Source organism: Pseudomonas kielensis (assembly GCF_030505375.1).
GTDB classification, from domain to species: Bacteria; Pseudomonadota; Gammaproteobacteria; order Pseudomonadales; family Pseudomonadaceae; genus Aquipseudomonas; species Aquipseudomonas kielensis.
This window is the reverse complement of sequence record NZ_CP130043.1, coordinates 2,820,001-2,839,618: the sequence shown is the minus strand read 5'-3', so window position 1 is coordinate 2,839,618 and position 19,618 is coordinate 2,820,001. Positions and strand designations below refer to the sequence as shown.

The window sequence follows — 19,618 nt, the reverse complement described above, 5'->3', positions numbered from 1 at the left end:
GCAAAATGGCAGGAACGAATTCCCGCCAAATTTAGGGGTACAAGAGTCTAAAGAGGATCTTGTCCCCAGTCAAGGCAAGGCCCCAACCTCTCCGCCCATCGAACCTCGACAAACTGTCGGGATTCGACGAACGGAGCGGTCAGGGCCTTACGCTCATTTGTCGCAGAACTCAGTTACCGCTCGAGTTCAGCGCTTCGGTCAGTGCAGCTTCCACTTCACTGGCGCTTACGCGCAACGGTTTGTCAGCATCACGGCGACGCTTACGCTCGCTGTGATAAGCCAGACCGGTACCCGCCGGGATCAGACGACCCACGACCACGTTTTCTTTCAGGCCGCGCAGGTAATCGCGCTTGCCGGTTACCGCCGCTTCGGTCAGTACGCGGGTGGTCTCTTGGAAAGAGGCCGCCGAGATGAACGATTCGGTGGACAACGACGCCTTGGTGATACCCAGCAGAACGCGAGTGAACTTGGAGACGAACTTGTCGTCGCCAGCCAAACGCTCGTTCTCTACCAGGACGTGAGTCAATTCCATCTGGTCGCCCTTGATGAAAGTGGAATCGCCAGATTCAGCGATTTCAACTTTACGCAGCATCTGACGCAGGATGGTCTCGATGTGCTTATCGTTGATCTTCACGCCTTGCAGACGGTAAACGTCCTGGATCTCGTTAACAATGTACTTGGCCAGCGCACTCACACCCAGCAGACGCAGGATGTCGTGTGGATCGCTCGGGCCGTCGGAGATAACTTCGCCGCGGTTTACCTGTTCGCCTTCGAAGACGTTCAGGTGACGCCACTTAGGAATCAGCTCTTCGTACGGATCGGTACCGTCGTTCGGAGTGATAACCAGACGGCGCTTGCCTTTGGTCTCTTTACCGAACGCGATGGTGCCGCTGACTTCAGCCAGAATCGAGGCTTCTTTCGGACGACGAGCTTCGAACAAGTCGGCAACACGCGGCAGACCACCGGTGATGTCACGGGTCTTCGAAGTCTCTTGCGGAATACGCGCGATAACATCACCGATCGCGATTTTCGCACCATCCGCTACACCGACCAAGGCGTTGGCTGGCAGGAAGTACTGAGCGATTACGTCAGTGCCTGGCAGCAACAGATCCTTGCCGTTGTCGTCGACCATCTTCACGGCAGGACGGATGTCTTTACCAGCAGCTGGACGATCTTTGGCGTCGAGTACTTCAATGTTGGTCATACCGGTCAATTCGTCAGTCTGACGCTTGATCGTGATGCCTTCTTCCATGCCCACGTAGGTCACGGTACCTTTCATTTCGGTAACGATTGGGTGAGTGTGCGGATCCCACTTGGCCACGATTGCGCCAGCGTCGACCTTGTCACCCTCTTTAACCGAAATCACAGCACCGTACGGCAGCTTGTAGCGCTCACGCTCACGACCGTAGTCATCAGCAATCGCCAGCTCACCGGAACGGGACACAGCAACCAGGCAACCATCCACTCGCTCAACGTGCTTCAGGTTATGCAGACGGACGGTACCGCCATTCTTCACCTGAACGCTGTCGGCTGCGGAGGTCCGGCTTGCCGCACCACCGATGTGGAACGTACGCATGGTCAGCTGGGTACCCGGCTCACCGATGGACTGGGCAGCGATAACGCCAACCGCTTCACCGATGTTCACCTGGTGACCACGAGCCAGATCACGGCCGTAGCACTTGGCGCAGATGCCGTAGCGGGTTTCGCAACTGATCGGCGAACGCACGATCACTTCGTCGATGCTGTTCAGCTCGATGAACTCGACCCACTTCTCATCTACCAGGGTGCCAGCAGGAACGATGACGTCCTCGGTACCTGGCTTGAACACGTCACGGGCGATAACACGACCCAATACGCGCTCACCCAGCGGCTCTACAACGTCACCGCCTTCAATGTGCGGAGTCATCAGCAGGCCGTGCTCGGTGCCGCAATCGATCTCGGTTACAACCAGATCTTGTGCCACGTCTACCAGACGACGAGTCAGGTAACCGGAGTTAGCGGTTTTCAACGCGGTATCCGCCAGACCTTTACGAGCACCGTGAGTGGAGATGAAGTACTGGAGTACGCTCAAACCTTCACGGAAGTTCGCAGTAATCGGCGTTTCGATGATGGAACCGTCCGGCTTGGCCATCAGGCCACGCATACCGGCGAGCTGACGGATCTGCGCAGCAGAACCCCGTGCGCCCGAGTCGGCCATCATGTACATCGAGTTGAAGGACTCTTGCTCGACTTCGACGCCATGACGGTCGATGACTTTCTCTTTCGAGAGGTTGGCCATCATCGCCTTGGAAACTTCGTCGTTCGCCTTGGACCAAAGGTCGATCACTTTGTTGTACTTCTCGCCCTGGGTTACCAGGCCGGAGGCGTACTGACTTTCGATTTCTTTCACTTCGTCGGTGGCAGCACCGATGATGCGAGCTTTTTCATCCGGGATAACGAAGTCGTTAACACCGATGGAAACGCCGGAAATGGTCGAATAGGCAAAACCTGTGTACATCAACTGGTCAGCGAAGATCACGGTCTCTTTCAAACCAACCACGCGGTAGCACTGGTTGATCAGCTTGGAGATCGCCTTTTTCTTCATTGGCAGGTTGACGACGTCGTACGACAGACCTTTTGGCACAACCTGGAACAACAGCGCACGGCCGACAGTGGTGTCGACGATACGGGTGTTGGTCACGCTGCCGCCATCACGGTCATTGACGGTTTCGTTGATCCGCACTTTGACTTTCGCGTGCAGTGCGGCTTCGCCGGCACGGAACACACGGTCAACTTCCTGCAGATCCGCGAACACACGACCTTCGCCCTTGGCGTTGATCGCTTCACGCGTCATGTAGTACAGACCCAATACAACGTCCTGCGACGGAACGATGATTGGCTCACCGTTGGCTGGCGACAGAATGTTGTTGGTCGACATCATCAACGCACGCGCTTCGAGCTGGGCTTCCAGCGTCAGCGGTACGTGCACGGCCATTTGGTCGCCGTCGAAGTCGGCGTTGTACGCGGCGCAGACCAGCGGGTGCAGCTGGATAGCCTTACCTTCGATCAGTACCGGTTCAAACGCTTGGATACCCAGACGGTGAAGGGTCGGTGCACGGTTGAGGAGAACCGGGTGTTCACGGATCACTTCAGCGAGAACGTCCCAAACCTCTGGCAGCTCGCGCTCGACCATCTTCTTGGCAGCTTTGATGGTGGTAGCGAGACCACGCATTTCCAGCTTGCCGAAAATGAACGGCTTGAACAGCTCGAGCGCCATTTTCTTCGGCAGACCGCACTGGTGCAGACGCAGGGTCGGGCCTACGGTAATTACCGAACGACCAGAGTAGTCAACACGCTTACCGAGCAAGTTCTGACGGAAACGACCTTGCTTACCCTTGATCATGTCAGCCAGGGATTTCAGAGGACGCTTGTTGGAACCGGTGATAGCGCGGCCACGACGACCGTTGTCGAGCAGCGCATCGACAGCTTCCTGCAACATACGCTTTTCGTTGCGCACGATGATGTCCGGAGCAGACAGATCCAGCAGGCGCTTCAAACGGTTGTTACGGTTGATCACTCGACGATACAGATCGTTGAGGTCGGAAGTCGCGAAACGACCGCCATCCAGCGGGACCAGTGGACGCAGATCTGGCGGCAGAACCGGCAGAACGGTCAGCACCATCCATTCTGGAAGGTTGCCGGAACCCTGGAAGGCTTCCATCAACTTCAGACGCTTGGACAGCTTCTTGATTTTGGTTTCCGAGTTGGTTTGCGGAATTTCTTCACGCAGGCGGCCAATCTCGTGCTCCAGGTCGATAGCGTGCAGCAGTTCGCGGACAGCTTCGGCACCCATGCGGGCATCAAAGTCATCGCCGAACTCTTCCAGCGCTTCGAAGTACTGCTCGTCGTTGAGCAGCTGACCTTTTTCAAGGGTGGTCATGCCTGGATCGATAACGACGTAGCTCTCGAAGTAGAGAACGCGTTCGATATCACGCAGGGTCATGTCCATCAGCAAGCCGATACGCGACGGCAGCGATTTCAGGAACCAGATGTGGGCAACTGGCGAGGCCAGTTCGATGTGCGCCATGCGCTCACGACGAACTTTTGCCAGTGCAACTTCAACGCCGCACTTCTCGCAGATCACACCACGGTGCTTCAAGCGCTTGTACTTACCGCACAGGCACTCGTAATCCTTTACCGGGCCAAAGATCTTGGCGCAGAACAGGCCGTCACGTTCTGGTTTGAACGTACGGTAGTTGATGGTTTCCGGCTTTTTAACTTCACCGAACGACCACGAACGGATCATCTCAGGCGATGCCAATCCGATACGGATGGCGTCGAACTCTTCGACTTGACCCTGGTTTTTCAGCAAATTCAGTAGGTCTTTCAAGGCCTTTCCTCCTGGCGGAGCAGAGAGCGGGCAATCCTGCCCCGCTCTCGATTCACGTCACGTGTTATTCGGTTTCCAGATCGATATCGATGCCGAGGGAACGAATTTCTTTGATCAACACGTTGAAGGACTCGGGCATGCCCGGCTCCATACGGTGATCGCCGTCCACGATGTTTTTGTACATCTTGGTCCGGCCGTTCACATCGTCCGACTTCACTGTGAGCATTTCTTGCAGAGTGTATGCAGCACCGTATGCTTCCAGTGCCCAGACCTCCATCTCCCCGAAACGCTGACCACCGAACTGCGCCTTACCACCCAGCGGCTGCTGGGTAACCAGGCTGTACGAACCGGTAGAACGAGCGTGCATCTTGTCGTCTACCAAGTGGTTCAGCTTCAGCATGTACATGTAGCCAACGGTAACCGGGCGCTCGAACTTGTTGCCGGTACGGCCGTCGGTCAGCTGCATCTGGCCGCTTTCTGGCAGGTCTGCCAGTTTCAGCATGGCCTTGATTTCGCTTTCCTTGGCGCCGTCGAACACTGGAGTGGCCATTGGTACGCCGCCACGCAGGTTTTTCGCCAGATCCAGGATCTCCTGGTCGGAGAAGTCATCAAGACTTTCCTGACGCCCGCCGATCTCGTTGTAGATCTCGTGCAGGAACTTGCGCAGCTCGGCAACCTTACGCTGCTCTTCGATCATGCGGTTGATCTTCTCGCCCAAGCCCTTGGCCGCGAGGCCCAGGTGAGTTTCGAGAATCTGACCAACGTTCATACGCGAAGGTACGCCCAGTGGGTTGAGGACGACGTCGACCGGGGTGCCATTGGCATCGTGCGGCATGTCTTCAACCGGCATGATCACGGAGACCACACCTTTGTTACCGTGACGACCGGCCATCTTGTCGCCCGGCTGGATGCGACGACGGATTGCCAGGTAAACCTTGACGATTTTCAGCACGCCTGGAGCCAGGTCATCGCCCTGCTGCAGTTTGCGCTTCTTGTCTTCGAACTTGTCGTCCAGCAGACGGCGGCGATCAACGATGTAGGCCTGAGCCTTCTCGAGCTGCTCGTTCAGAGCATCTTCAGCCATGCGCAGTTTGAACCACTGGCCGTGCTCAAGACCGTCGAGTACTTCGTCGGTGATGTCCTGACCTTTCTTCAGGCCGGCGCCGCCTTCGGCTTTGTGGCCGACCAGAGCGGAACGCAGACGTTCGAAAGTCGCGCCTTCAACGATACGGAACTCTTCGTTCAGATCCTTGCGGATCTCGTCGAGCTGGGTCTTCTCGATGGACAGTGCACGAGCATCACGCTCAACGCCGTCACGGGTGAAGACCTGTACGTCGATGACAGTGCCCTTGGTACCGGTTGGTACGCGCAGGGAAGTGTCTTTAACGTCGCTGGCTTTTTCACCGAAGATCGCACGCAGCAGTTTTTCTTCCGGAGTCAGTTGGGTCTCGCCTTTCGGAGTGACCTTACCCACCAGGATGTCGCCAGCGCCTACTTCAGCACCTACGTAAACGATACCGGCTTCGTCCAGCTTGTTCAGTGCCGCTTCACCCACGTTCGGGATGTCGGCAGTGATTTCCTCTGGCCCAAGCTTGGTGTCACGTGCCACACAGGTCAGTTCCTGAATGTGGATCGTGGTGAAGCGGTCTTCCTGAACTACACGTTCCGACAGGCAGATGGAGTCTTCGAAGTTGAAGCCGTTCCATGCCATGAAGGCGATGCGCATGTTCTGACCCAGTGCCAGCTCACCCATATCGGTGGACGGGCCGTCGGCCATGATGTCGCTACGCTGAACCCGATCACCCTTACGCACCAGCGGACGCTGGTTGATGCAGGTGTTCTGGTTGGAGCGGGTGTATTTGGTCAGGTTGTAGATGTCGACACCGGCTTCACCGGTTTCAACTTCGTCATCCGCAACACGAACCACGATACGGCTGGCGTCGACGGAATCGATAACACCACCACGACGAGCCACGACGCAAACGCCGGAGTCACGGGCTACGTTACGCTCCATGCCAGTACCGACCAACGGCTTGTCAGCGCGCAGGGTTGGTACAGCTTGACGCTGCATGTTCGAACCCATCAACGCACGGTTGGCGTCATCGTGCTCGAGGAACGGGATCAGCGACGCTGCAACCGAAACTACCTGCTTGGGCGACACGTCCATCAGGGTGACGTCTTCCGGCGCCTTGACGGTGAACTCGTTCAGGTGACGAACAGCTACCAGCTCGTCGATCAGGACTTTCTTGTCGTTCATCGTGGCCGAAGCCTGAGCGATCACGTGATCAGCTTCTTCGATGGCGGACAGGAACACGATCTCGTCGGTGACCAGAGCGTCTTTCACCACGCGGTACGGGCTTTCGAGGAAGCCGTACTGGTTGGTGCGCGCATAAGCGGCCAAGGAGTTGATCAGACCAATGTTCGGACCTTCCGGCGTTTCGATCGGGCAAACACGACCGTAGTGCGTCGGGTGTACGTCACGAACTTCAAAACCTGCACGCTCACGAGTCAGACCGCCCGGGCCGAGTGCAGAGACACGACGCTTGTGGGTGATCTCGGACAGCGGGTTGTTCTGGTCCATGAACTGGGACAGCTGGCTGGAACCGAAGAACTCTTTCACCGCCGCAGCCACTGGCTTGGCGTTGATCAGGTCTTGCGGCATCAGGCCTTCGCTTTCAGCCATCGACAGACGCTCTTTGACCGCACGCTCAACACGTACCAGGCCAACGCGGAACTGGTTCTCGGCCATTTCGCCTACGCAGCGAACACGACGGTTACCCAGGTGGTCGATGTCATCGACGATGCCTTTACCGTTACGGATGTCGACCAGGGTCTTCAGTACCGCGACGATGTCTTCCTTGCACAGCACGCCCGAACCTTCGATCTCGGTACGACCGATACGACGGTTGAACTTCATCCGGCCGACCGCAGACAGGTCATAGCGCTCAGGGCTGAAGAACAGGTTGTTGAACAGGGTCTCGGCAGCGTCTTTGGTTGGCGGCTCGCCTGGACGCATCATGCGATAGATCTCGACCAGCGCTTCCAATTGGTTGCTGGTGGAGTCGATCTTCAGGGTGTCGGAGACGAACGGACCGCAGTCGATATCGTTGGTGTACAGAGTCTCGATGCGAACAACCTGCGACTTGGCGATTTTCGCCAGGATCTCGGTGTTCAGCTCGGTGTTGCACTCTGCCAGGATTTCGCCGGTTGCCGGGTGCACGATGACCTTGGCGGTAGTACGGCCCAGGACGTAGTCCAGAGGTACTTCCAGCTCTTTGATCCCGGCTTTTTCCAGCTGATTGATGTGGCGAGCGGTGATACGACGACCTTGCTCGACAATAACCTTGCCTTTGTCATCCAGGATATCCAGGACAGCAATTTCACCGCGCAGGCGCTGAGGCACCAGCTCCAGGCTCAGGCTCTCGCCTTTCACGTGGAATACGTTGGTGGTGTAGAACGCGTCCAGCACTTCTTCAGTGGTATAGCCCAGCGCGCGCAGCAGTACCGATGCAGGCAGCTTGCGACGACGGTCGATACGCACGAATACGCAGTCTTTCGGGTCGAACTCGAAGTCCAGCCACGAACCGCGGTAAGGAATGATCCGCGCCGAGTACAGCAGTTTGCCGGAGCTGTGCGTCTTGCCACGGTCGTGGTCGAAGAACACGCCCGGGGAACGGTGCAGCTGGGAAACGATTACACGCTCGGTACCGTTGATTACGAAGGTACCGTTCTCAGTCATCAGGGGGATTTCACCCATGTAGACTTCTTGCTCTTTGATGTCCTTGATCGCTTTGTTCGACGATTCTTTGTCGAAAATGATCAGGCGCACTTTTACCCGCAAAGGTACGGCGTAAGTTACACCGCGCAATACGCATTCTTTGACATCAAATGCCGGTTCGCCCAGGCGATAACCGACGTACTCCAGCGCAGCATTGCCGGAGTAGCTGATGATCGGGAAAACGGATTTGAAGGCCGCATGCAGGCCCACGTCGCGGAACTGATCTTTAGTCGCTCCCGCTTGCAAGAATTCACGATACGAATCCAGCTGGATGGCCAGGAGGTAAGGCACATCCATGACGTCCGGCAACTTGCTAAAGTCCTTGCGGATACGTTTTTTCTCAGTATATGAGTAAGCCATCAGCGTTCCCCAGCTTGGTCACCTGCTTGTTTGGCCCCTCCCGACGGGAGCAGCCAGAAAATCGTGCAAACCCCATGGTTTGCGCCACCGCATCGGGTGGTTACAGCACGTTATCGACACCGACCCAATCGGCTGCCAATAACGGAAAAAGGCCGGTGGCAAGAGCCACCAGCCATCAGCCTTTCGCTTAACGCTCGGGCTGGAGACGCAAAGTCGAAGCTTACTTCAGCTCGACTTTAGCGCCTGCTTCTTCCAGAGTTGCTTTGGCTTTGTCAGCTGCGTCTTTCGAAACAGCTTCCAGAACCATGGCAGGAGCGCCGTCAACTACAGCCTTGGCTTCTTTCAGGCCCAGACCGGTCAGCTCACGTACTGCCTTGATCACGTTTACTTTCTTCTCGCCAGCTTCGGTCAGCATGACGTTGAATTCGGTTTGCTCTTCAACAACAGCGGCAGCAGCAGCAGGACCTGCCGATGCAGCAGCAGCGGAAACGCCGAATTTTTCTTCGAAAGCTTTGATCAGCTCAACAACCTGCAGAACCGACATTTCAGCTACGGCGTTGAGGATATCGTCTTGGGAGATAGACATTGCTGTATTTCCTGAATTGGGGGACGGCCTACGCGGCCATCGAAATAAACAAAAATACGCGAGAGAAAGTGCTCAGCCTTAGGCTGCGGCAGCTTCTTTTTGCTCGCGAACTGCAGCCAGAGTACGAGCCAACTTGCTGGTAGCGCCTTGAATCACGCTCATCAGCTGAGAAATAGCTTCGTTACGGGTCGGCAGTGTTGCCAGTACGTCGATTTGGTTAGCTGCGAGGAACTTGCCCTCGAACGCAGCTGCCTTGATCTCGAACTTATCCTGACTCTTGGCGAATTCCTTGAACAAACGGGCAGCAGCGCCTGGATGATCTTTGGAGAACGCGATCAGAGTCGGGCCAGTGAACACGTCGTTGAGGACACTGTATTCAGTGTCAGCAACAGCGCGCTTGAGCAGGGTGTTACGTACAACACGTACGTATACGCCAGCTTCACGAGCCTCTTTACGGAGTCCGGTCATAGCGCCTACTGTCACACCACGGGCATCAGCCACGACAGCGGACAGAGCAGCTTTGGCAGCCTCGTTGACTTCAGCGACGATGGCCTTCTTGTCTTCGAGATTAATTGCCACGGGTTTAACTCCTGCTTGTTACCGTTTCATCTGGCCGGAGCCGGATGTCGTTTTGGTGTCTGATTCGGTAAGGAACCGGGAGCACCATCTGCGTAGGCTTGTGGTTTAAGACTTGCGTCGCCTACGGTCTTGGATAGCCCCCGCCAGGCAGGGACCCCAATTTTTCAATTGGCGTGATTACTCACGCCAATGTATTGCTTATACGTCCAGCGAGCCTTGGTCGATGACCAGACCTGGGCCCATAGTGGTGCTCAGGGTAACGCGCTTGACGTAGATACCTTTCGAGGAAGCTGGCTTGATACGCTTCAGATCAGCGATCAGGGCTTCAACGTTTTCCTTCAGCTTGACGGCGTCGAAACCGACCTTGCCAACGGAAGTGTGGATGATGCCGTTTTTGTCGGTGCGATAACGAACCTGACCAGCCTTGGCGTTTTTAACCGCGGTAGCTACGTCTGGAGTTACGGTGCCGACTTTAGGGTTAGGCATCAGACCACGTGGACCGAGGATCTGACCCAACTGACCTACAACGCGCATTGCATCCGGGGAAGCAATTACTACGTCATAGTTCAGGTCGCCGCCTTTCATTTCGGCAGCCAGGTCGTCCATGCCAACGCGATCGGCGCCAGCGGCCAGAGCAGCTTCAGCTGCCGGGCCTTGGGTGAAGACAGCAACACGTACAGTCTTGCCAGTACCGTGTGGCAGCACAGTAGCGCTACGAACGACCTGGTCGGATTTACGTGGGTCAACGCCCAGGTTTACAGCAACGTCAACGGACTCGCTGAACTTGACAGTCGACAGCTCGGTCAGCAGGGCAGCAGCGTCTACAAAGTTGTAGGACTTGCCCGCTTCGATTTTGCCGGCGATAGCCTTTTGGCGCTTGGTCAGCTTAGCCATTACACACCCTCCACGTTAAGGCCCATGCTACGAGCAGAACCGGCGATAGTACGCACGGCTGCTTCCATATCAGCTGCAGTCAGATCCGCGTTTTTGGTTTTCGCGATTTCTTCCAGCTGAGCACGAGTTACGGTGCCAACCTTAACGGTGTTAGGACGAGCGGAACCGCTAGTCAGACCAGCAGCCTTCTTCAGCAGAACCGAAGCAGGGGTCGACTTGGTTTCGAACGTGAAGCTACGGTCGCTGTAGACAGTGATGATCACTGGAGTCGGCAGACCTGGCTCAAGACCCTGAGTACGGGCGTTGAAAGCCTTGCAGAATTCCATGATGTTCACGCCGTGCTGACCCAGGGCCGGACCAACAGGTGGGCTTGGGTTAGCCTGAGCGGCCTTCACTTGCAGCTTGATGTAAGCGGTAATCTTCTTGGCCATGAGGCACTCCAATTACGGGTTCAAACGCCTCGAGAGGCTCCCCGGTTACTTGCGCGTTTATCCCAGTGACGACAAAACCCCACAGCCTAGGGCTGCGGGGTTGGGATGCTTGTTCGGCTAGACCTTTTCGACCTGGCTGAACTCTAGCTCTACCGGAGTAGAGCGACCGAAAATGAGCACTGCCACTTGGATCCGGCTCTTTTCGTAGTTAACTTCTTCGACCGTGCCATTAAAATCGGCAAACGGACCGTCGGTGACACGAACCACTTCGCCCGGCTCGAACAACGTCTTCGGCTTCGGCTTGTCGCTACCATCAGCAACACGACGCAGAATCGCTTCTGCCTCTTTATCAGTGATCGGCGCAGGCTTATCAGCAGTACCGCCAATGAAACCCATCACACGAGGAGTGTCCTTGACCAAGTGCCAAGTACCCTCATTCATATCCATCTGGACCAGCACATAACCAGGGAAGAACTTACGCTCGCTTTTGCGCTTCTGGCCATTACGCATTTCAACCACTTCTTCAGTGGGAACCAGAATTTCGCCGAAGCCATCTTCCATGCCAGCCAGCTTTACGCGCTCTACCAACGAGCGCATGACATGCTTCTCGTAACCCGAGTAAGCATGCACAACGTACCAACGCTTAGCCACGGGACACCCTTAGCCAACAATCAAGGAAACAAGCCAACCGAGCAGGGAATCAAGCCCCCACAACAGCAACGCCATAACCAGAACAACAGCCACCACAATCAGGGTGGTCTGCGTGGTTTCTTGGCGAGTTGGCCACACGACTTTACGAATCTCGGTGCGAGCTTCCTTAACCAGTACAAAGAAAGACTTGCCCTTCGCTGTCTGCAAGCCTACAAAGGCAGCTACAGCAGCTATGGCAAGCAAAGCGAGTACGCGGTACAGGATCGGCGAAGCAGAGTAATACTGATTGCCAACAACGCCAACAACCACCAAAGCAGCTACTACTAGCCACTTAAGCAGATCGAAGCGAGAGCCTTGAGCTTCAGCCTTAGGAGTCATCTATGAAGATCCTGTGAAAAGAAAGCCAGACACACTGAGTGAATCTGGCAGGTCAGGAGGGAATCGAACCCCCAACCTACGGTTTTGGAGACCGTCGCTCTGCCAATTGAGCTACTGACCTAAAACAAAATCAGGCCGACCATTATGCCGGCCTGAAAAAGACATTACAACAACTTACTCGATTACTTTGGCTACGACGCCAGCGCCGACGGTACGACCGCCTTCACGGATAGCGAAACGCAGACCATCTTCCATCGCAATGGTCTTGATCAAAGTGACAGTCATCTGGATGTTGTCACCTGGCATTACCATTTCGACGCCTTCCGGCAGCTCGCAATTACCGGTCACATCAGTGGTCCGGAAATAGAACTGTGGACGGTAGCCTTTGAAGAATGGCGTATGACGACCACCCTCTTCCTTGCTCAGAACGTAAACCTCTGCAGTGAACTTGGTGTGCGGCTTGACAGTACCCGGCTTGACCAGGACCTGGCCACGCTCAACGTCATCACGCTTGGTGCCACGCAGCAGAACGCCGCAGTTCTCACCAGCACGACCTTCGTCCAGCAGCTTGCGAAACATCTCTACACCCGTGCAAGTCGTCTTGACCGTGTCACGCAGACCAACGATCTCAACTTCTTCCTGGATGCGAACGATGCCACGCTCAACACGACCAGTCACAACCGTACCACGACCAGAGATCGAGAATACGTCTTCAATTGGCATCAGGAACGGCTTGTCGATAGCACGCTCAGGCTGCGGAATATAGGTATCCAGGGTCTCGACCAACTTCTTGACGGCAGTAGTACCCATCTCGTTGTCGTCTTGACCATTCAGCGCCATCAGCGCCGAACCAATGATGATCGGAGTGTCGTCACCCGGGAAATCGTAAGTGCTGAGCAAGTCACGCACTTCCATCTCAACCAGCTCCAGGAGCTCAGCGTCGTCAACCATGTCAGCCTTGTTCAGGAAGACCACGATGTACGGAACGCCTACCTGGCGGGACAACAGGATGTGCTCACGAGTTTGCGGCATCGGACCATCAGCGGCCGAGCAAACCAGAATAGCGCCATCCATCTGAGCAGCACCGGTAATCATGTTTTTTACGTAGTCGGCGTGACCTGGACAGTCAACGTGCGCATAGTGACGCACAGCCGAATCGTACTCAACGTGAGCGGTATTAATGGTAATGCCACGAGCTTTTTCTTCAGGGGCGCTATCGATCTTGTCGAAGTCAACCTTCGCCGAACCGAATACTTCGGAGCAGACGCGAGTCAGAGCAGCTGTCAGAGTAGTTTTACCGTGGTCGACGTGACCAATGGTGCCTACGTTGACGTGCGGCTTATTACGTTCGAACTTTTCCTTAGCCATCGAATTCACCCCTACAGAGAAGAATTAAACAAGTCACACTAGCCATTAAAACAAAGGCAGATATTTTCATATCTGCCTTGTTATATGGAGCTCTTGAGCGGATTTGAACCGCTGACCTCACCCTTACCAAGGGTGTGCTCTACCAACTGAGCTACAAGAGCGAAACACCTTGCACAACCTGCGAACTTGGAGCGGGTAGCGGGAATCGAACCCGCATCATCAGCTTGGAAGGCTGAGGTTCTACCACTAAACTATACCCGCGTAAGCTTGCAGCTCACGCTAAAAATGGTGGAGGGGGAAGGATTCGAACCTTCGAAGTCGTAGACGTCAGATTTACAGTCTGATCCCTTTGGCCGCTCGGGAACCCCTCCTAAGCGAGCCGGCATTCTACATCATGCCAGCCTTCTGTCAAGCATTTTCTCATTAAAAACCTGAGGTTAGCTGCGTTGACCGTGCTTCGCGATGCTTGCCGTTAAAGGCCTTCACTGCGTAGCGGGCGCCATTCTATGCAACCTATTGAGCAGTTGCAACCCCCTCGCACCGCATTATTTTATGTTTTAACTCATTGAATTCATTAACAAGCTTCTGCAAGGCAGCGTCATCGGCCAAATACCGGGTTTGAGGGGATACGCGCATCCAGAAGCCGGCTGAATCTGGCAGCGAAGTCGCCAGCTGCTGCACCGTAATATCGAGCGCTGCTAAACGCCCCTCAAATGCTCTAGCCGTCTCCTGGCGAGCAAAGCCCCCTAAGTACAGGCAGTTCTCATCCGCCAACTCCGCCCTGGACTTGTCGCGCGCCGCTGCGGAGTCCTTGGTTTCACTCAACAGACGGATATCCTGCTGCGAGCCCTTATACAGACTCAGCGGCGTGACGTCCTTGGCACGCAAGGGGACCTCCTGCTGATGCCAGACGTAATAGAAGACGTTAAGAACCAACAACAGCAGAAACAACCAACGCATAAGAACCTCAGGACAATGGACAGGCCATGGCCAGGCCCACAAATACAAGATCCGGCACCACCCGCGCTTGCGGGACGACCCCGGACACCAGGTCCGCGTCGCCACCGGTGAGAAATACGGTAAAACCTTCCCCCCAATACTCACGCGCCAGCTCCAGCTGCGTCAGGACGAACCCACGCAGCATCAATGAGCAACCACGTTCTACCGCCTCAACCGTATTGCGACCCGGCGCGAAACTTTCCAGCGCCCTGGTGGCCGCGACATCGTCATAACGAATGCGCCGAGTGTGCGTGCGTAATTGATGACGCATCAAGGGCATACCAGGGCAAATGAAGCCCCCCAGGTGCTTGCCATCGGCAGCAATAAAGTCAGCCGTCAGTGCCGTACCGAAATCCAGCACCAGACAGGCGCCTGCGGCCAGGTGATAGGCGCCGAGCATGGCCAGCCAGCGATCGAGTCCTAATCGCTGAAAATCCTCGTAACCATTCTCAACCCCGGACATCGCCCGGGATGGCGCCGCACACAGCGCGACAACGCCAAACGCATCAGCCAATGCCTTCACCAGCGCGGCCGTTTCATCGTTGGTGCGCACACTGACCAGGCGACAGTGCTTGAGATCCAGCCCCGCACATCCGCGCAGACCGTCCAGCAGGGCCAGGTCCGAATCCACTACCCCCTCGGCAACCAGATGCGTAGCGTCTGCATGCAGCACACGCCACTTGATAAAGCTATTCCCACAGTCGAGCTCAAGAATCATCGCGCAGCCTCAAACTTAGCTCGCCACCACTAAAAACCTTTTCCACGCCGTCGACCTTCAAGCGCAGCGCACCTTGCCCGTCGATGCCCATCACCACACCGTCGATCCGATTGACCCCGGCAATCAGCGACACCGCACGCCCTTGCCAGAGGTGCCCTTGCTCCCACTGCGCCTGCAGTACCGCAAAACCTGAAGACTGGTGACGATTCAGGTGCTCCTGGAGCACGCCGCCGAGGCGTGCCACCAGCAAATTGCGATCAAACGCCCTGCCCGCCTCCAGATACATGGAGGTCCACTGCTGGTCGACCTCATCGGCCTCTTGCATATTCACGTTGATCCCGACACCCAAGACAACATGACACACGTCAGCAGGATCTCCGACCAACTCCAACAATATGCCGGCGATCTTTTTCTCGCCAACCAGAACATCGTTTGGCCACTTCAACCCCGCACCGGCAATACCCAGATCTCTCAAGGTCTCCATCACGGCAAGGCCCACCACCAGGCTCAGGCCTTCTAGCTGGCGCATACCACCATCGATACGCAGCACGAGGCTGTAGTAAAGGTTTTCGGCAAAGGGACTGACCCACTTGCGACCCCGGCGACCACGACCGGCAGTTTGTCGCTCCGCAAGTACCAGGAACGGCGCGGCCATCCCGCGCTCGATTGAACGCAGGGCCTCGGCATTGGTTGAATCAAGCGAGTCAAACACCAGCACCGGCCATTGGCTGGACGGCGAATACTCAGCGACACCGGCCGGATCGAGCAGCGTCAATGGCGCTCGCAACTGGTAACCGCGACCGCGTACCTTATGAATAGTGAGGCCCAACTCCGCCTCGAGATGCTGTAGCTGCTTCCAGACAGCACTCCGGCTGATCCCCAAAGCAACACCAAGCGCCTCCCCGGAATGGAAACGACCATCTTTCAAGAGTTTTAACAACGTCAGCATGCAAGTATCGCCTCACAATGAGGCCCGCATGATAGCCATGCCCAGCGCCGTTGCATAGAAACGCCACATGGCAACTTTCTCGCGCGCAAAAACAAAACCCCAACTGCTTTCGCAATTGGGGTTTTGGAATTTAATCTTGACGATGACCTACTCTCACATGGGGAAACCCCACACTACCATCGGCGATGCATCGTTTCACTGCTGAGTTCGGGATGGGATCAGGTGGTTCCAATGCTCTATGGTCGTCAAGAAATTCGGGTACTGAGTCGTGGCCAGTCGGCCTCGCTTCAGCAAATTGGGTATGTGATAGCTTTCGGTGTTTTGTGAGTTCTCGAACTTTCGGTTCGTTTCGTCTTCACACACCGCAATCAGATGCCTCTTTCGAAGTCACAAGATTGCTTGGGTGTTATATGGTCAAGCCTCACGGGCAATTAGTATTGGTTAGCTCAACGCCTCACAGCGCTTACACACCCAACCTATCAACGTCGTAGTCTTCGACGGCCCTTCAGGGAACTCAAGGTTCCAGTGAGATCTCATCTTGAGGCTAGTTTCCCGCTTAGATGCTTTCAGCGGTTATCTATTCCGAACATAGCTACCCGGCAATGCCACTGGCGTGACAACCGGAACACCAGAGGTTCGTCCACTCCGGTCCTCTCGTACTAGGAGCAGCCCCTCTCAAATCTCAAACGTCCACGGCAGATAGGGACCGAACTGTCTCACGACGTTCTAAACCCAGCTCGCGTACCACTTTAAATGGCGAACAGCCATACCCTTGGGACCGGCTTCAGCCCCAGGATGTGATGAGCCGACATCGAGGTGCCAAACACCGCCGTCGATATGAACTCTTGGGCGGTATCAGCCTGTTATCCCCGGAGTACCTTTTATCCGTTGAGCGATGGCCCTTCCATACAGAACCACCGGATCACTAAGACCTACTTTCGTACCTGCTCGACGTGTCTGTCTCGCAGTCAAGCGCGCTTTTGCCTTTATACTCTACGACCGATTTCCGACCGGTCTGAGCGCACCTTCGTACTCCTCCGTTACTCTTTAGGAGGAGACCGCCCCAGTCAAACTACCCACCATACACTGTCCTCGATCCGGATAACGGACCTGAGTTAGAACCTCAAAGTTGCCAGGGTGGTATTTCAAGGTTGGCTCCACGCAGACTGGCGTCCACGCTTCAAAGCCTCCCACCTATCCTACACAAGCAAATTCAAAGTCCAGTGCAAAGCTATAGTAAAGGTTCACGGGGTCTTTCCGTCTAGCCGCGGATACACTGCATCTTCACAGCGATTTCAATTTCACTGAGTCTCGGGTGGAGACAGCGCCGCCATCGTTACGCCATTCGTGCAGGTCGGAACTTACCCGACAAGGAATTTCGCTACCTTAGGACCGTTATAGTTACGGCCGCCGTTTACCGGGGCTTCGATCAAGAGCTTCGCGTTAGCTAACCCCATCAATTAACCTTCCGGCACCGGGCAGGCGTCACACCCTATACGTCCACTTTCGTGTTTGCAGAGTGCTGTGTTTTTAATAAACAGTCGCAGCGGCCTGGTATCTTCGACCGGCGTGGGCTTACGGAGCAGGTCCTTCACCCTCACCGGCGCACCTTCTCCCGAAGTTACGGTGCCATTTTGCCTAGTTCCTTCACCCGAGTTCTCTCAAGCGCCTTGGTATTCTCTACCCAACCACCTGTGTCGGTTTGGGGTACGGTTCCTGGTTACCTGAAGCTTAGAAGCTTTTCTTGGAAGCATGGCATCAACCACTTCGTGTTCTAAAAGAACACTCGTCATCAGCTCTCGGCCTTAAGATCCCGGATTTACCTAAGATCTCAGCCTACCACCTTAAACTTGGACAACCAACGCCAAGCTGGCCTAGCCTTCTCCGTCCCTCCATCGCAATAACCAGAAGTACAGGAATATTAACCTGTTTTCCATCGACTACGCTTTTCAGCCTCGCCTTAGGGACCGACTAACCCTGCGTCGATTAACGTTGCGCAGGAAACCTTGGTCTTTCGGCGTGGGTGTTTTTCACACCCATTGTCGTTACTCATGTCAGCATTCGCACTTCTGATACCTCCAGCAAGCTTCTCAACTCACCTTCACAGGCTTACAGAACGCTCCTCTACCGCATCACCTAAGTGATACCCGTAGCTTCGGTGTATGGTTTGAGCCCCGTTACATCTTCCGCGCAGGCCGACTCGACTAGTGAGCTATTACGCTTTCTTTAAAGGGTGGCTGCTTCTAAGCCAACCTCCTAGCTGTCTAAGCCTTCCCACATCGTTTCCCACTTAACCATAACTTTGGGACCTTAGCTGACGGTCTGGGTTGTTTCCCTTTTCACGACGGACGTTAGCACCCGCCGTGTGTCTCCCATGCTCGGCACTTGTAGGTATTCGGAGTTTGCATCGGTTTGGTAAGTCGGGATGACCCCCTAGCCGAAACAGTGCTCTACCCCCTACAGTGATACATGAGGCGCTACCTAAATAGCTTTCGAGGAGAACCAGCTATCTCCGAGCTTGATTAGCCTTTCACTCCGATCCACAGGTCATCCGCTAACTTTTCAACGGTAGTCGGTTCGGTCCTCCAGTTAGTGTTACCCAACCTTCAACCTGCCCATGGATAGATCGCCCGGTTTCGGGTCTATTCCCAGCGACTAGACGCCCTATTAAGACTCGCTTTCGCTACGCCTCCCCTATTCGGTTAAGCTCGCCACTGAAAATAAGTCGCTGACCCATTATACAAAAGGTACGCAGTCACCCAACAAAGTGGGCTCCCACTGCTTGTACGCATACGGTTTCAGGATCTATTTCACTCCCCTCTCCGGGGTTCTTTTCGCCTTTCCCTCACGGTACTAGTTCACTATCGGTCAGTCAGTAGTATTTAGCCTTGGAGGATGGTCCCCCCATATTCAGACAAAGTTTCTCGTGCTCCGTCCTACTCGATTTCATGACTAAGAGATTTTCGCGTACAGGGCTATCACCCACTATGGCCGCACTTTCCAGAGCGTTCCGCTAATCTCAAAGCCACTTAAGGGCTAGTCCCCGTTCGCTCGCCACTACTAAGGGAATCTCGGTTGATTTCTTTTCCTCAGGGTACTTAGATGTTTCAGTTCCCCTGGTTCGCCTCTTAAGCCTATGTATTCAGCTTAAGATAACCATCTTATGATGGCTGGGTTCCCCCATTCAGACATCTCCGGATCAAAGTCTGTTTGCCGACTCCCCGAAGCTTTTCGCAGGCTACCACGTCTTTCATCGCCTCTGACTGCCAAGGCATCCACCGTATGCGCTTCTTCACTTGACCATATAACCCCAAGCAATCTGGTTATACTATGAAGACGACATTCGCCGAAAATTCGCAATTACTCACAAATTTTACCTTAGCCTGATCCGTTACCAGTGAAAGTAACGTTCAGTCTATCTTTCTATCACATACCCAAATTTTTAAAGAACGATCTAATCAAAGACTAGAAATCAACATTCACCATCGCAGTGATGGAATGCTCATTTCTAAGCTTTCAACAAACAGAAGCAGTAGTGGTGGAGCCAAACGGGATCGA

At 55.0% G+C, this 19,618-nt stretch carries 12 protein-coding genes, 5 tRNA genes and 2 rRNA genes (1 of these 19 cut by a window edge); all 19 read right to left on the bottom strand.

Features of this window, described 5'->3' with window-relative positions; translation table 11 throughout:
* Positions 1–169 precede the first annotated feature (169 nt).
* Complete coding sequence (gene rpoC, locus Q1W70_RS13120) at positions 170–4,369, bottom strand: DNA-directed RNA polymerase subunit beta' (RefSeq protein WP_166591487.1); 4,200 nt, start codon at positions 4,367–4,369, stop codon at positions 170–172.
* A gap of 64 nt (positions 4,370–4,433) precedes the next feature.
* Complete coding sequence (rpoB, locus tag Q1W70_RS13115) at positions 4,434–8,507, bottom strand: DNA-directed RNA polymerase subunit beta (RefSeq protein ID WP_166591488.1); 4,074 nt, start codon at positions 8,505–8,507, stop codon at positions 4,434–4,436.
* 220 nt (positions 8,508–8,727) lie between these two features.
* Entirely contained in the window at positions 8,728–9,093 is a 366-nt protein-coding gene (rplL, locus tag Q1W70_RS13110; RefSeq protein WP_025215758.1) for a 50S ribosomal protein L7/L12, read from the bottom strand.
* A gap of 78 nt (positions 9,094–9,171) precedes the next feature.
* Complete coding sequence (rplJ, locus tag Q1W70_RS13105; RefSeq protein ID WP_003176433.1) at positions 9,172–9,672, bottom strand: 50S ribosomal protein L10; 501 nt, start codon at positions 9,670–9,672, stop codon at positions 9,172–9,174.
* A gap of 198 nt (positions 9,673–9,870) precedes the next feature.
* Positions 9,871–10,566 (bottom strand): 50S ribosomal protein L1, encoded by a 696-nt coding sequence (gene rplA, locus Q1W70_RS13100; protein WP_003176434.1) that lies wholly within the window; start codon positions 10,564–10,566, stop codon positions 9,871–9,873.
* The gene (rplK, locus tag Q1W70_RS13095) at positions 10,566–10,997 is read right to left on the bottom strand and encodes a 50S ribosomal protein L11 (RefSeq protein WP_007933726.1); all 432 of its coding nucleotides are present in this window, start codon (positions 10,995–10,997) and stop codon (positions 10,566–10,568) included. The genes rplA and rplK overlap by 1 nt, the downstream gene beginning before the upstream one ends.
* A 117-nt stretch (positions 10,998–11,114) precedes the next feature.
* A complete protein-coding gene (gene nusG / locus Q1W70_RS13090; RefSeq protein ID WP_003186097.1) occupies positions 11,115–11,648 on the bottom strand; it encodes a transcription termination/antitermination protein NusG in 534 nt (177 codons plus the stop codon).
* Positions 11,649–11,657: 9 nt separating this feature from the next.
* Positions 11,658–12,026: a preprotein translocase subunit SecE gene (secE, locus tag Q1W70_RS13085; protein WP_095147411.1), complete on the bottom strand. Its 369-nt coding sequence runs from the start codon at positions 12,024–12,026 to the stop codon at positions 11,658–11,660.
* 45 nt (positions 12,027–12,071) lie between these two features.
* Positions 12,072–12,147, bottom strand: a tRNA-Trp gene (locus Q1W70_RS13080).
* Positions 12,148–12,200: 53 nt separating this feature from the next.
* Entirely contained in the window at positions 12,201–13,394 is a 1,194-nt protein-coding gene (gene tuf / locus Q1W70_RS13075) for an elongation factor Tu (RefSeq protein ID WP_010467251.1), read from the bottom strand.
* An 85-nt stretch (positions 13,395–13,479) separates the two neighbouring features.
* Positions 13,480–13,555, bottom strand: a tRNA-Thr gene (locus Q1W70_RS13070).
* A 26-nt stretch (positions 13,556–13,581) separates the two neighbouring features.
* Positions 13,582–13,655 (bottom strand) — tRNA-Gly (locus tag Q1W70_RS13065).
* 25 nt (positions 13,656–13,680) lie between these two features.
* Positions 13,681–13,765 (bottom strand) — tRNA-Tyr (locus tag Q1W70_RS13060).
* Between the two features lie 142 nt (positions 13,766–13,907).
* Positions 13,908–14,354 (bottom strand): hypothetical protein, encoded by a 447-nt coding sequence (locus tag Q1W70_RS13055; protein ID WP_166591489.1) that lies wholly within the window; start codon positions 14,352–14,354, stop codon positions 13,908–13,910.
* 7 nt (positions 14,355–14,361) lie between these two features.
* Positions 14,362–15,111, bottom strand: a complete 750-nt coding sequence (locus Q1W70_RS13050) for a pantothenate kinase (protein WP_166591490.1) — start codon at positions 15,109–15,111, stop codon at positions 14,362–14,364.
* Positions 15,101–16,060 carry a bifunctional biotin--[acetyl-CoA-carboxylase] ligase/biotin operon repressor BirA gene (gene birA, locus Q1W70_RS13045; protein WP_166591491.1) on the bottom strand — a complete coding sequence of 320 codons (960 nt, stop codon included), beginning with the start codon at positions 16,058–16,060 and terminating at the stop codon, positions 15,101–15,103. Before birA ends, Q1W70_RS13050 begins: the two co-directional genes overlap by 11 nt.
* A gap of 134 nt (positions 16,061–16,194) precedes the next feature.
* A 5S ribosomal RNA gene (gene rrf, locus Q1W70_RS13040) occupies positions 16,195–16,310 on the bottom strand.
* 160 nt (positions 16,311–16,470) lie between these two features.
* Positions 16,471–19,362, bottom strand: a 23S ribosomal RNA gene (locus Q1W70_RS13035).
* A gap of 234 nt (positions 19,363–19,596) precedes the next feature.
* Positions 19,597–19,618, bottom strand: a tRNA-Ala gene (locus Q1W70_RS13030) (it continues 54 nt past the right edge of the window).